Source organism: Stenomitos frigidus ULC18 (assembly GCF_003003795.1).
Classification (GTDB): Bacteria; Cyanobacteriota; Cyanobacteriia; order Leptolyngbyales; family Leptolyngbyaceae; genus Stenomitos; species Stenomitos frigidus_A.
Genome location: NZ_PVWK01000026.1, coordinates 63,108 through 75,636 on the forward strand (window position 1 = coordinate 63,108; position 12,529 = coordinate 75,636).

Below are 12,529 nucleotides of genomic sequence, written 5' to 3' on the forward strand. Positions count from 1 at the left end.
TGCTGGTTATGACGCTAAAACCATCTCAAATCCTCAACCTGCTTAAAGAGAAGCGGGCTGATTTTGCTACGTTTGATCAAACGACGTTACAGGCGTTAGAGAAATATCGAAAAGCCTTGGCTGTGGCCTCACAGTCAACGGAAGCGGTTCTGTTGGAACAGCTGTCGGAGTTTGTCGCGAACGATCGCGGTGCGGAGCCCCTTGAACCACTGGGCGATCATCCAAATTGGCTGATGCCGTCTGGGCTGGCGTGGCAAAGTCGAGAGGAGAGTCATCAGTGGGTGCGCGATTGTCTCACGGGCGTTGCCACGTTTGCGGTCGATGGTTCCCAGATTTATCCCAGCAAAGACTTTTCGATTCCTGTGGCGCTGGTGCAGATTGGTTGGTTTGAGAATTTGCACCAGCCCGGTGGACAGTACGACAAGGATATTGCCGTCGATGTGATGACGCCAGCCGATCTCAAAGCAAATACCAGCGGCGATCCGGTCGATCGACGGGTGAATATGCGCCGCTTTGAGATGGAGACAGAACGACTGGTGCAATATATGGAAGACCGGGCAGGCTGCGGCGATTGTCTAGCGTTTCTGGATGGTTCGCTGGTAGTGACGTTTGCTGAAGCGTTTGATGAAAAGACGAAGCAGCACTATATTGATTGCGTTGTGCGCCTTCTGCAGGCAAGCGAAAAGTACCGAGTGCCGCTGGTTGGCTACATCGACACTTCCTACGCGCGTGATTTGACCTTGATGCTGCAACGGTTGTCACCGGGCTTACCCGATGCACCCGCTATTCACGACGCGTCGTTAGTGCGGAGTATGCAGTGGGGCGATCGTACGCCTTTATTTCGCTGTCGCCGACCGGGGATTTTGAGGCAGTATCCAGGCGCGATCGCGAGCCGGATTGGCTTCACCTATCTCAAAGCACACGATGGCTTTCCTGTACGTCTAGAGCTGCCAACCTGGATTCATGAGGCAGGCTTGCTGGAAAACGTGCTTGACTGGGTGCGTGGCGAAATTATCATCGGCAGTGGTTATCCCTACGTCATTGAAACTGCTGACGAGACCGCAGTACTGAAGATGGACGATCGCCAAATGTTCTATCGCCTGCTACAAGAGTGGGCAGAAGAAGAAAACCTGCATTTGAGGCTTTCGCGCAAGATGGTGAGTAAGGCAAGGCGGCGGTAGAGGGATAGAGGGTGAAAGGATGAAGGGTGAAAGGGGCAGCATAGAATTAAAGCGTGCCTATTGAGCGAACAGCTTATGAACCTGGCGGAGATGAAACTGGCAACTCCCAAACGCTTCACGATCGCGGAATACCATCGCTTGACCGAGATTGGCTTCTTTGCTGAAGACGATCGCGTTGAATTGATCGTGGAGAAATTCATCAGATGGCAGCGAAACTAACGGCACATACGGTCTGCTGCCGGAATCTGTTGCGAGAATTGGCGTTTCAACATGAGGGCGCGTTCAACTATGCGGTTAGGCGGATCGTTTTGCCAAACGCTACGATCTCACTACCTGTTGCAACATTACAAACGGATGCTATGGACGATCGTCCCCGTTGGGAACTTCAGCTTGCCACAATTTTTGCCTGATCAAGCGTCAGGCTAGTACGAGCGTGACGAACACCATTGCTAGAAATAACCATGTTCTGCAAGAAATGTAGGCGTCAGGCTTTCGAGTGTCAAGGATTCCCTGGAGTCTCCTGAACTTGTCCCGTGCCGCAGAAACTTTTCGACGTATTTGCCCAAAATGTCGCCTTCCAGGTTCACGGTACTACCAGGTCGCAGGTAATTGAGATTGGTCTCCGCATAGGTATGAGGAATAACCGCTACGGTAAACCAGGTGCCAGCAGGGTCACAGTCGGCGATCGTCAAACTGATGCCATTCACGGCAATGCTACCTTTGGGAATGATGTAGCGGGCAACCTGCGTCTGGTTTGTCGTGAACGTCATTTCCCAGGAGGTTGCCGTTTGGACGGAACCTTGTAGTTGGCCCGTGCCGTCTACGTGTCCAGTGACAAAGTGCCCACCGAGCTTACTGCCTACTTTTAAGGAGGTTTCCAGATTGACTAGCGTACCGTCTTCTTGCCCCAAACTGGAGCGATCGCGGGTTTCGGGCGAGGCATCTGCCAGAAACCCCTGTGGTAAAAGCTCAACGACCGTCAGGCATACGCCATCGACTGCCACACTGTCACCGATCTCCAGGTCTTGCATAATCAATCCGGACACGGCAGGCAAGCAAGTGATTCTTAATTTATCGACTCCCAGGGACTGTAGCGTCCCTAACCCTTGAACAAGACCAGTAAACACAGTTTTGTCTCAGAATTTGTTAATTTTTGACTGACTTTGCTCTATTCATGCCAAAATCCAGGCCCACTCAACAATCGAGAAACTTCTTCAGATTGTCAAATTTGCTAAACAATCCATTAGGATCAGGGGATAAATCAGGGCATACTTAAGGTCAAGCGCCTTTCATTACGTGACAAGCGGCTTGTTTTGATCTTAGCTCTACCCTTTCTAGTTCTAGCCTTTTCTCATTTTTTTAGGGTTTGGCGAATGAGGCGAGGCCACTCTCAACTATGGCTAGAGACGACCAACTCCCTGGAACTAGGAAGCAATCGGTTTAAGCAAATGTACTATTCAGTCTCGGTTCGTTACGTTGACTCACCTTTTCTTCAGGTATTCTAGAGGCTAAGACGATGATTGAAATGAAAGTCGCTGGAATTGCATTGGATGCCGCCACACGCAGCCCAATCGTGCTTTTGAGAGATTCCACTGAGCGACGACAGTTACCAATCTACATCGGGCAGGATCAGGCAAAAGCAATTATCAACGCCTTGGAGAGCCAAACGCCACCGCGTCCGCTAACCCATGACCTGTTCGTCAACCTCCTCGAAGAATGGGACATGAGCCTGGAACGTATTGTCATTCACTCCCTACAAGACAACACGTTTTACGCTATGTTGACGGTTTCTCAGGGTGAGACCAAGAAAGAAATTGATGCTCGTCCTAGCGATGCGATCGCGATTGCACTCCGCACCAACAGCCCCATCTGGGTACTCGAAGAAGTTGTTGCTGATGCGTCGATTCCTGTTGATCGTGATGCCGATGAAGCCGAACGCAAAGCCTTCCGTGATTTTCTCTCGAACCTCCGCCCAGAAGACTTTTTGCAACGGGGCAACTTCAGCAGTGAGGAAGCGCAGTGAAAGAAAGGCAAAAGGATAAAGGATAAAGGATAAAGGATAAAAGAAGAGAGAGGGACGGCAGTGATTTTTTGGCTTTTCCTTTCATCTTTATCTTTAAGACTTTAGCCTTTATCCTTTCATGAAGTATCGCCGCTTTGGCAAGACCAATCGATCGCTCTCAGTGTTTTCGCTGGGGACGATGCGTTGCTTAGCGTCAGCAGAGGTTGCCTATCACACTCTTGCGCAGGCAGTGGCGGCCGGTATTAACCACCTGGAGACGGCGCAGGGGTACGGTAAAAGCGAGCAATATTTAGGAGAGGCGCTGCAAACGGGCTTAGGGGTGCCGCGATCGCAGCTCTTCATCACGACAAAGCTGGTGCCAACGGCTGATGCGACCACGATGGCACAGGCCATTGACCAGTCGCTCGATCGCCTCAAGCTGGACTACCTCGATGGGCTGGCCATTCACGGCCTTAATACCTGGGAACATCTGGACTGGATAAACGCAGAGACGGGTTGTATGCAGGCGGTGCGACAGGCCGTTGCAGAGGGACTCGTTCGGCACGTCGGCTTTTCGACGCATGGGGCGCTGGAAGTGATTCTGGCGACGATTGCGACTGACCTGTTTGAGTTTGTCAATCTGCACTACACCTACTTTTTTCAACGCAATGCACCCGCGATCGCCTTTGCGCAGGCAAAGGATATGGGCGTGTTTATCATTTCGCCCGCTGACAAAGGCGGTTTGCTCTACACGCCATCCGAAACGCTGGAGCAATTGTGTCAACCGTTTTCGCCGCTGGAGTTGAACTATCGCTTTCTGTTGAGCGACCCCAGAATGACAACACTCAGCGTCGGTGCCGCAAACGCAAGTGAGTTGGCGTTGCCGTTAGCTGCGGCCGATCGTGTGGAGCCTCTGTCACCAGAAGAAGTCGCGGTCTTTGAACGCTTAGAAGACCATCAGGCAAACGCTTTGGGTAACGATCGGTGTAGTCAGTGTTATGCCTGTTTGCCCTGTCCAGAAGGCATTCACATTCCCGAAGTGCTGCGGTTAAGGAACCTGGCGATCGGCTACGACATGACCCAGTTTGGGCAGTACCGCTATCAGATGTTTGAAAACGCGGGTCATTGGTTTCCCGGTAACAAGGGCAATCGCTGTACGAATTGCGGCGACTGCCTGCCTCGTTGCCCAGAAGCGCTGAATATCCCGGCACTGCTGCGCGATACGCATGAGCGGCTGAATGGTAAAGCGGGACGCCGATTGTGGGAGTAAAATGCTTGGTGCGTTGAAGGATGGGGCGCTTTTGATCGCTGTCCACTGTCTACGGACCACTAGCTGCTCAACCTTCAGAAATCAACCGCAGCAATTCATCCGTTGACACTTTCCCGCTCATCTCTGCCCCTTCGAGCAAACTGTCAGCTAAATCACGCTTGTGTTGATGCAAATCGACAATCTTCTCTTCGATCGTCTCCTTTGCCACCAACCGATAGATTGTCACGGGGCGCTTTTGTCCAATGCGATGGGCGCGATCGCTCGCCTGATCTTCCACAGCGGGATTCCACCAGGGATCCATATGAATGACATAATCCGCTGCGGTAAGATTCAACCCCGTACCACCGGCTTTGAGGCTAATGAGAAAGACATCACCTTCGCCTGCTTGAAAGGCATTAACGCGCTTCTTGCGCTCTGCCATCGGCGTACTGCCATCTAGATATTGATAAGTGATTTTTTGGGCATCCAAATAAGCTTGAATGATGTGCAGGTGATCCACAAACTGACTGAACACCAGTGCTTTGTGCTTGTTTTCCAGTAGTTCTGCCAGCACTTCGCCAAAGAGTTGCAGCTTAGAACTGGGTATGGCGAGTTCTGGTTTCACCAGGCTGGGATTGCAACACGCTCGCCGCAAGCGCATGATTTCTGCCAGTACTTGCAGATGCTTGGCACCTGCTTTGGCGTCACTGTCGGCTAGTTTCGCGATCGCCTCTCGCCGTAGAGCTTCATAAAACGCCAGTTCTTCTCGACTCAGCTCAACTTGCAGTAGAATCTCCGTTCTGGAGGGCAATTCTTGCAGGACTTGATTTTTGGTGCGACGCAGAATAAAGGGCTGAATGAGTTTCTTCAGCCGATTGCGGGCATCGTGATCGCTGTAACGCTCGATCGGTGTGGCATAGCGCTGGTTAAAGCTTTCCAGGGAACCGAGTAGACCGGGATTGATAAAGCGAAACAGGTTCCAGAGTTCGCCCAAATGGTTTTCGATCGGCGTGCCGGTAGTCAACAGTTTGAAACCACCCTGGAGATTCATTGCGGCTTGCGATCGCTTGGTGGCAAAGTTTTTGATGGATTGGGCTTCATCCAGCACGATCGTCTGCCACTGCACCTTTGCCAGCTTGTCGGCGACCTCTTCTTGTTGCAGCAACCCGTAGCTACACACCAGTAGGTCAAACGGTTGCAGGTTATCCAGCACTTTTTGACGATCGCCACTGCCAAACTGGATCGCGTTGAGCGTCGGTGCAAAGCGTTGTGCCTCTCCCATCCAGTTCATGCAGACAGACGTAGGCGCGACGATGAGCGTGGGGCCTTCAGGCGCACGAGTGAGGATGACTGCCAAGCCTTGCAAGGTTTTGCCCAAACCCATATCATCGGCGAGGCAGGCTCCCACGCCCCAGTGCGCTAACCGCGCCAGCCAGCGGAACCCATCGATCTGATAATCACGCAGATCAGCTTGCAGGGTTGACGGCAATTGGGGGTCAAAGTTTTGGATCTCCTTGAGCCGCTGGATATGCGCCTTCCAGTGTTTGTCTGCTTTGAGATCGCCGACTTCTTCCATCCAGTCTTCGACAGCCAAAGCGGCGAGGGGATGTAGTTTTACCCCTTTGCCCGATCGCTCTGAAAAGGTGCGGAGTTCATCCAACCGTTTGCGGAATTCCTGGGTGAGCGCCAGAAATTGCCCATCACCGAGCGGGATAAAACGACTGGGGGATTTCTCCAGCAATTGCATCAGCTGTTGCATATCGAGGACGAGATCCGGACTGACCTTCAGCTCGCCGTCTGTCTCAAACCAATCGTTCTGCCGTTTAATCGTGAGCCTGAAATCTTTGAGGGTGGACTGATGCGCCACGCGGAATTTTTCGCCTTCAGGGTGCTCAATCACGATCGCATTGCCCAATGCTTGCAACTCCAGCAACAGTTCCAAACACGCTTCCGGGTCATCAATGAGCCACTCGTTATCCTGTTTTTCGTACTGCAGAAAGGTGGGACAGGCAGCGATCGCGGCATTCGCTAGCTTCTTCTCTTCGCGCAAATTTCGCGTCGTCTGCAAGCGCTTGCCATCTACTTCCGCAATCACCGTTTCACCACCCGTGCCGGGACGGTAGTAGGGACCACCTGTCGCAAAGGGACGTGCCAGTACCGCGACTTTCAAGCCCGCACTTGCAGGCAGCAGGTGGATGTGGGGTTTCGGATCGGCAGGCACTTCCTCTGTAGCCACGCCACCACCGATATCGGAATGGACGGTCACAATGCTAGAAACGGCATTAATGGCAGACAAGACGCGCTCTTTTGCCGCCGCAGGCACTTCCAGGCGATTTTTCTGTCCCAGAATTTCGGCAATGCGGCGATGCTCTGGCGTGATGTCGATGACCTTGAGCCGCGTGGGGCTTTCCTTTACCGTCAGGGTCTCTTTGTTGTCTTTGATCTCCGGTGAAAATTGCAGCGTGAGCTGCTGGTCTTTGCTTTTTTTCACCAGCAGTTCGGGTTCACCTTTCACGACCTCAATGCGTGTGGTAGGAGCATCTTCCCAAAAAACATAAGGATGCCCGACCAGCAGCGCGATCGCCTTCTCAGTAAAGGTATAGTCTGTTTTATTGCCCCAGCCATAGGCATAGGTTTTGATTTGGGCACACAGCTTCAGATCTTGAGGCGTGAGGTAGCTAAACTCACTGGCATCATTTTTGAGCCGCTTCAAGGCGATCGGGCGACCTTTGCTCCATGCCCCTTTGACACCCAGCGATTGCTCTCGCGGTTGCAGCACACAGCCAGTAGAGTAAAACGTCACGAACCAGGCAAGGCGTTGGGTCGTCTCCGACTTGGCTGGTGTCACTTGCGGCTGATCTTTCTGGAGATGAGTCAGGGCATTTAGACACAGCTCCCAGGCTTCTTGTGGTTCGATCAAGTCTGCTAGCGATCGCAGTTTGGTATTGGGGAGTAACGTTGGCACCTGCTTGACGTAAGGGCTGCGCGGCTTCAGTTTAGCCAGCAGTTCACCAACGGTCTTTGCCAACCAGAGATAGCCCGACGTGCCCGCATCGTTGTAAAACGGCTCTAGTAGCCTCGGCAGATTTTTTTTCGCTTGCTCCACGTCAACCCAATAGAGGCAAAGCGCACAAACCAACGTTTCCAGGCTGTTTCCCGCTTTGTGGGAGGCGATCGGCATGTTGCTGATCCAGGCTTTCTTCGCCAGATCCCCTTGCTGCACTTTGATCACATTTTCCAGTGCGGCATAGGTCGTGCTGAGCCAATGCTTCGACTGTCGTGCAATGCTGGTGTATTCGGCGGCTTCCATCAGGCGATCGGCAGACCCCTCCTTCAACAATGCCAGGACGAAAAAGAGGCCACTCATGGATTGGAAATAGATTTTCCGCTTGCCAGTGCCTTTCTTGAGGGCTTGTAGCGCCATTGTGTATTGGGCGATCGCCGTGGCATCCTCTCCCTGCAAAACGCTGATCTGTCCCCGCAACGCCGCGAACTGCGGTTGGTAGGCATCCGGAGCCTGATCAAGGATTTGCTGCGCCTCCTGTAAGCGTCCCCGCAAGAGCAACTGTTCGACTAAAACGACCAATTGTAGGATTGAACTTTGCTTGCCTGCTTTAGCGACATCTTCTTCCAACAGCGACAAGGGCGCACTGGCAGGCGTTAGCTCCAGCATTGAAGAGTTCAAAATGCTGATAAGCGCACTGTTATACAGATCAGTGGGAAGCGTACGAAACCAGTCTGGATCAAAGGGGTTATTACAGATCTGCTGATAGATATCGTCCAGCGACAGCTTCTCTTTTTGATAGGTGTATTTGTAGTAATCCTCTAATTGCTTGTTGATGAATTTAATATCTTTGCGATAGAGACCGATCCGAATCTCGCGAATGAGTTGCCGATCGGTGCCAAACGAAATCGGTCCATCTTTCCAGCGTCTCGGCACCGGAAACCCCTTTTGCACGGCCTCCACCAAGCGCTCAAACCGATTCGCTTGCACGGCATCACGGGTCGCAATTTCGGTCAGCAACGGATGGCATTGGGGGCCAGCACCACTTTGCTGCACTAGCACACCCAGTTCCAGCAAGCGATCGATATACGGCTTGATGTTTGAGGCGATCAGCGTCTTGATGTCTCGATCGGAGGTGGCAAAGTGATTCCAACAACTGAGCAGTAACGATCGGCTGATCGGTTCGTAAATGACCGAAAACAACTGCACCATCACTTGCTCCAGCGACGGCAACTTACGATAGACCATTACAAGCTGATGACGGCTCTGCTCAAGGTCAGGAATAGGGGAGATCATAGTGCACGTCTGAAGAGAGCGATCGCTACAGCCAGAATACAGCCAGAGTGTTGTCGCAGTCAGAGTAAAGATGAACAAATATACGACAAAATGACGAGAGTGCCCGTGTTCTGATGGTAATAAATTTTTGAGTGATTGCGCTCAGGGCGATCGAACCAGTAGATTTTTCCCAACATGCATAGCTCGCTGAGGATTGCAAGCCATTTTGCTTTAAGGAAGATCGGCTTCAGGCAAAATCACTTCTGTGGTCAGGAGGTAAATCTCGCGTGGGATTTATACTGAGTTTAACCCAAACATTCTCGATGGCAGTCTATGCTGACGTATGAAGAGGTCTTGAACCTGGCACAACGGCTTACTCCTACTGACCAAGTTCGGCTGCTGGAGGCGCTAAAAGCGTTAGCCTATCAGTCGGTGATAGTCGAAGGCACAGATGAGCTAATACCGTCTGAGGAAATTGAAGAGAGTGAAAATGCTTTGCAAAACTACCGCACTGGACGAGACAACGGTTTGTCTTCAGAGGCATTAAAGCTGAAGCTTTTTGGACGAAGCGTTGGTTGATTGGCAATACATTGTCTTGAAACCCGCTCAACGTTATTTGGAGCGGATGCAACTGGCTGATCAAGAACGCGTAGTCAATGCACTCGATACTTTAACCACTGCTCCAACAGCGCTTGACATAAAATCATTGAAAGGTCGCTCAGAATTGCGTTTAAGGGTAGGAAAGTATCGAATTTTGTTTGTTGAAGACATAGAGAACAAAATCTATATTGTGACAACGATCGGATCGCGTGGTGATGTTTATAAGTAGCTGAGATCGGCTAGTTGACTCGACCAGAAAATACAGATTTGGATTTGTCGTAGGGGTGGAGGTACAAAACTGCTCACAGTCCTTCGTTTACGTCTTCTTGTAAACCTTCTGGCAATGTGCCAACACGCTCTACTAAAAACCGTTTGTCAATGGTAAAAATCTGAGACACGTTAGCCACAGAATCTTTGGGCAACCCTGTCGCTTCACGAGGTAGCAAGACATTGCCAGGTGCTTCTGCTAACCGAGTATTCGAGGTAATGATGACAACAATGACCGTACTGATACGACTTTGCGTGAAGACATCATCTTGAACAATCACAACCGGACGACGATAGCCAGGTTCTGAACCCAGCGGCTCTGGCAAATTTGCCCACCAAATTTCACCGCGATACACTACCAATCCTCATGCGGTAGGGACATAAATTGCATCTTTGTTAAAGCTGGATCGGGTTCGGAAGGTGCTTCAGCATAAACCTCATTCAGCTTATGCAAAATCTGATCACGGTTGTATTTCCGTAAATAGGCTTTCAATGCCTCTGTGTAAAGCTCGCTGCGTGATACACCCAATTGTTTAGCTAGTGCTTCTGCTTCTTTAAACACTGGGTCTGGCAGTGAAATTGCAGTTTTCATCGTCATGATTGGCATCGTCACTACACTTTAGTTATACCCTGGTCATACCAGCGCCGCAAGAACGCCTGAATGCGTTCGGTCGTAGCAGGTTGCCATTCACGTCCTCATACATTCCTTTACAATACGTAAAGCAAACTAAGCGAGAAGGACAGAATGCGAGTTGCGATCGTGGGCGCAGGACTGGCAGGTTTGGCGGCAGCTGTTGAGCTAGCCGATGCCGGACATGAAGTCGAAATCTTTGAGTCCCGTCCGTTTGTGGGTGGCAAGGTGGGCAGTTGGGTCGATGCTGATGGCAACCATCTGGAGATGGGTCTGCATGTGTTCTTCGGCTGCTACTACAACCTGTTTGACCTCATGAAAAAGGTGGGAGCCTTTGAGAGCCTGCTGCGAAAAGAACACACCCACACCTTCATCAATCGTGGTGGGCAAACAGGCATGTTGGATTTTCGCTTTATCACTGGTGCTCCCTTTAATGGACTGAAGGCATTCTTCACCACGTCTCAGCTTTCGGTACAGGACAAAGTGCAAAACGCGATCGCCCTCGGCACCAGTCCCATTGTGCGTGGCTTGGTAGACTTTGACGGCGCGATGAGAAGTATTCGAGAGCTAGACGGTATCAGCTTTGCCGATTGGTTTCGCCAGCACGGTGGCTCAAACGGTAGCTTGAAGCGGATGTGGAACCCGATCGCCTATGCTTTGGGATTCATTGACACCGAAAACATTTCCGCCCGCTGTATGCTGACGATCTTTCAGTTCTTTGCCGCCAGAACAGAAGCCTCGGTGCTACGTATGTTGGAAGGCTCACCCCATGAGTATCTGCACAAGCCGATCGTGGACTACCTGGAGGCACGTGGCACAAAGATCCACACTCGTCGCCGCATTCGGGACGTTCTCTTTGATGGCAAGGGCGACCAGACTCACGTCACAGGCTTAGTGGTTGCGAAGGACGATATGGAAGAAACCATCACTGCCGATGCGTATCTCGCCGCCTGTGATATTCCTGGCATTCAACGCCTGCTGCCTGCCGAGTGGCGCACCTGGAAAGAGTTTGACAATATCTACAAGCTGGATGCCGTCCCTGTCGCAACTGTACAGCTTCGGTTTGATGGTTGGGTGACAGAGTTACAGGATGCAGAGCAACGCAAACAACTGGATCATGCGGCTGGCATTGACAACCTGCTTTATACACCTGACGCAGACTTTTCTTGCTTCGCGGATATGGCGCTGACGAGTCCCAGCAACTATTACCGTGAGGGCGAAGGGTCTTTAATGCAACTGGTGCTAACGCCTGGCGATCCATTTATTAAGCAGAGCAATGAAGCGATCGCCCAGCACGTCCTCAAGCAAGTTCACGATCTGTTTCCCTCCTCCCGCGACCTCAAGATGACATGGTACAGTGTCGTCAAACTCGCCCAATCCCTCTACCGCGAAGCCCCCGGCATGGACCCCTATCGTCCCGCCCAGAAAACTCCCATTGCCAACTTCTTCCTCGCAGGCAGTTACACCCAGCAAGACTACATCGATAGCATGGAAGGAGCCACAATCTCCGGCAGGCAAGCCGCTCAAGCAATTTTGGAACCAACGGGATATAAGGTTGAAGGCGTGGGGCTGTTTAATTATTAGGGAGTAGGGAGTTGTGAGTAACTGGCTCGAACACAGTGTCCAAGTAGAAGTTGATGCCCCGATCGATCTGGTCTGGAGCCTTTGGTCTGATCTAGAGCAAATGCCCAAGTGGATGAAATGGATCGATTCCGTCACTGTCCTGGAAGATAAGCCTGAACTGTCGCGCTGGAAGCTAGCAACGGGGGGCTTTGAGTTTACCTGGCTCTCGCGGATTCTCAAGATAGTAGAGAATCAGATCATTCAATGGGAATCGGTAGATGGGTTGCCCAATCGGGGTGCCATTCGCTTTTACGATCGTGGCGACAAAGGCAGCATCGTCAAAATGTCGATCGGCTATGCGATTCCTGGTTTTCTCGGTCAACTGCTCGATAACCTTTTCGTCGGACGTGTGGTGGAATCAACTCTACACGCGGATTTGGAGCGCTTCCGGCAATATGCGCTCACAGTCAAAGCAAACCAGTAGATCCTCGATCATTAGAGATTCAAGTATGTACACCGGTAGTTGTTTATGTGGAGGTATTCGTTACAAAATAACGGATGAGCCAATTTTTCCGCATTTTTGTAGCTGTCACATGTGTCAGCGATGGTCTGGGTCAGCCATTGCGGCCTGGGTTGATTTTCCACTAGCCTCATTGACTTTTGAGGAATCTGGTAGTGAACTAGTGGTCTGTCAATTTTCAGTTGATGGGTAAAGTCGCTGTAGTTTGATGCGTGCATCGGCTGTCGTAAACCGCCA

General features: G+C 51.4%; 14 protein-coding genes. 10 read left to right on the forward strand and 4 right to left on the reverse strand.

Features of this window, described 5'->3' with window-relative positions:
• Positions 1–8: 8 nt before the first annotated feature.
• From C7B82_RS05330 to C7B82_RS34985, 3 genes are all read left to right on the forward strand, one after another.
• Positions 9–1,181, forward strand: a complete 1,173-nt coding sequence (locus tag C7B82_RS05330) for a DNA double-strand break repair nuclease NurA (protein ID WP_106255273.1) — start codon at positions 9–11, stop codon at positions 1,179–1,181.
• 75 nt (positions 1,182–1,256) lie between these two features.
• On the forward strand, positions 1,257–1,400 hold the full coding sequence (locus C7B82_RS31325) for a hypothetical protein (RefSeq protein ID WP_219904030.1): 144 nt from the start codon (positions 1,257–1,259) through the stop codon (positions 1,398–1,400).
• A complete protein-coding gene (locus C7B82_RS34985) occupies positions 1,385–1,591 on the forward strand; it encodes a hypothetical protein (RefSeq protein ID WP_219904032.1) in 207 nt (68 codons plus the stop codon). The genes C7B82_RS31325 and C7B82_RS34985 overlap by 16 nt, the downstream gene beginning before the upstream one ends.
• Before the next feature lie 39 nt (positions 1,592–1,630).
• Here the strand turns inward: C7B82_RS34985 and ribE are convergent, their stop codons facing one another.
• Positions 1,631–2,308: a riboflavin synthase gene (gene ribE, locus C7B82_RS05335; RefSeq protein WP_106255274.1), complete on the reverse strand. Its 678-nt coding sequence runs from the start codon at positions 2,306–2,308 to the stop codon at positions 1,631–1,633.
• Between the two features lie 389 nt (positions 2,309–2,697).
• On the opposite strand from ribE, the gene C7B82_RS05340 reads away from it, so the two are divergent.
• Both C7B82_RS05340 and C7B82_RS05345 read left to right on the forward strand, forming a co-directional pair.
• A complete protein-coding gene (locus C7B82_RS05340; protein WP_106255275.1) occupies positions 2,698–3,204 on the forward strand; it encodes a bifunctional nuclease family protein in 507 nt (168 codons plus the stop codon).
• A gap of 118 nt (positions 3,205–3,322) precedes the next feature.
• Positions 3,323–4,453 carry an aldo/keto reductase gene (locus C7B82_RS05345; protein ID WP_106255276.1) on the forward strand — a complete coding sequence of 377 codons (1,131 nt, stop codon included), beginning with the start codon at positions 3,323–3,325 and terminating at the stop codon, positions 4,451–4,453.
• Positions 4,454–4,520: 67 nt separating this feature from the next.
• Here the strand turns inward: C7B82_RS05345 and C7B82_RS05350 are convergent, their stop codons facing one another.
• The gene (locus C7B82_RS05350; RefSeq protein ID WP_106255277.1) at positions 4,521–8,732 is read right to left on the reverse strand and encodes an SNF2-related protein; all 4,212 of its coding nucleotides are present in this window, start codon (positions 8,730–8,732) and stop codon (positions 4,521–4,523) included.
• A 312-nt stretch (positions 8,733–9,044) separates the two neighbouring features.
• Here C7B82_RS05350 and C7B82_RS05355 point away from each other — a divergent pair, with 312 nt between their 5' ends.
• Both C7B82_RS05355 and C7B82_RS05360 read left to right on the forward strand, forming a co-directional pair.
• The gene (locus tag C7B82_RS05355; protein ID WP_106255278.1) at positions 9,045–9,290 is read left to right on the forward strand and encodes a hypothetical protein; all 246 of its coding nucleotides are present in this window, start codon (positions 9,045–9,047) and stop codon (positions 9,288–9,290) included.
• A complete protein-coding gene (locus C7B82_RS05360; protein WP_245939739.1) occupies positions 9,271–9,540 on the forward strand; it encodes a type II toxin-antitoxin system RelE family toxin in 270 nt (89 codons plus the stop codon). Before C7B82_RS05355 ends, C7B82_RS05360 begins: the two co-directional genes overlap by 20 nt.
• 73 nt (positions 9,541–9,613) lie before the next feature.
• On the opposite strand, the gene C7B82_RS05365 is transcribed toward C7B82_RS05360, so the two are convergent.
• Entirely contained in the window at positions 9,614–9,934 is a 321-nt protein-coding gene (locus C7B82_RS05365) for a type II toxin-antitoxin system PemK/MazF family toxin (protein WP_245939740.1), read from the reverse strand.
• Positions 9,934–10,185 carry a ribbon-helix-helix domain-containing protein gene (locus C7B82_RS05370; protein WP_245939741.1) on the reverse strand — a complete coding sequence of 84 codons (252 nt, stop codon included), beginning with the start codon at positions 10,183–10,185 and terminating at the stop codon, positions 9,934–9,936. The genes C7B82_RS05365 and C7B82_RS05370 overlap by 1 nt, the downstream gene beginning before the upstream one ends.
• 138 nt (positions 10,186–10,323) lie before the next feature.
• On the opposite strand from C7B82_RS05370, the gene zds reads away from it, so the two are divergent.
• The 3 genes from zds to C7B82_RS35340 are packed head-to-tail and all read left to right on the forward strand — an operon-like array spanning position 10,324 to position 12,485.
• Entirely contained in the window at positions 10,324–11,793 is a 1,470-nt protein-coding gene (gene zds, locus C7B82_RS05375) for a 9,9'-di-cis-zeta-carotene desaturase (protein WP_106255280.1), read from the forward strand.
• 13 nt (positions 11,794–11,806) lie between these two features.
• Positions 11,807–12,256, forward strand: a complete 450-nt coding sequence (locus C7B82_RS05380; protein WP_106255281.1) for an SRPBCC family protein — start codon at positions 11,807–11,809, stop codon at positions 12,254–12,256.
• A gap of 25 nt (positions 12,257–12,281) precedes the next feature.
• On the forward strand, positions 12,282–12,485 hold the full coding sequence (locus C7B82_RS35340; protein WP_479687791.1) for a GFA family protein: 204 nt from the start codon (positions 12,282–12,284) through the stop codon (positions 12,483–12,485).
• Positions 12,486–12,529 lie beyond the last annotated feature (44 nt).

Excerpts from the sequence above, each read along its gene's own strand:
- C7B82_RS05330 (WP_106255273.1), top strand. The coding sequence starts at position 9 with ATGACGCTAAAACCATCTCAAATCCTCAACCTGCTTAAAGAGAAGCGG.
- C7B82_RS31325 (WP_219904030.1), top strand. The coding sequence starts at position 1,257 with ATGAACCTGGCGGAGATGAAACTGGCAACTCCCAAACGCTTCACGATC.
- C7B82_RS34985 (WP_219904032.1), top strand. The coding sequence starts at position 1,385 with ATGGCAGCGAAACTAACGGCACATACGGTCTGCTGCCGGAATCTGTTG.
- C7B82_RS05340 (WP_106255275.1), top strand. The coding sequence starts at position 2,698 with ATGATTGAAATGAAAGTCGCTGGAATTGCATTGGATGCCGCCACACGC.
- C7B82_RS05345 (WP_106255276.1), top strand. The coding sequence starts at position 3,323 with ATGAAGTATCGCCGCTTTGGCAAGACCAATCGATCGCTCTCAGTGTTT.
- C7B82_RS05350 (WP_106255277.1), bottom strand. The coding sequence starts at position 8,732 with ATGATCTCCCCTATTCCTGACCTTGAGCAGAGCCGTCATCAGCTTGTA.
- C7B82_RS05355 (WP_106255278.1), top strand. The coding sequence starts at position 9,045 with ATGCTGACGTATGAAGAGGTCTTGAACCTGGCACAACGGCTTACTCCT.
- C7B82_RS05370 (WP_245939741.1), bottom strand. The coding sequence starts at position 10,185 with ATGCCAATCATGACGATGAAAACTGCAATTTCACTGCCAGACCCAGTG.
- zds (WP_106255280.1), top strand. The coding sequence starts at position 10,324 with ATGCGAGTTGCGATCGTGGGCGCAGGACTGGCAGGTTTGGCGGCAGCT.
- C7B82_RS35340 (WP_479687791.1), top strand. The coding sequence starts at position 12,282 with ATGTACACCGGTAGTTGTTTATGTGGAGGTATTCGTTACAAAATAACG.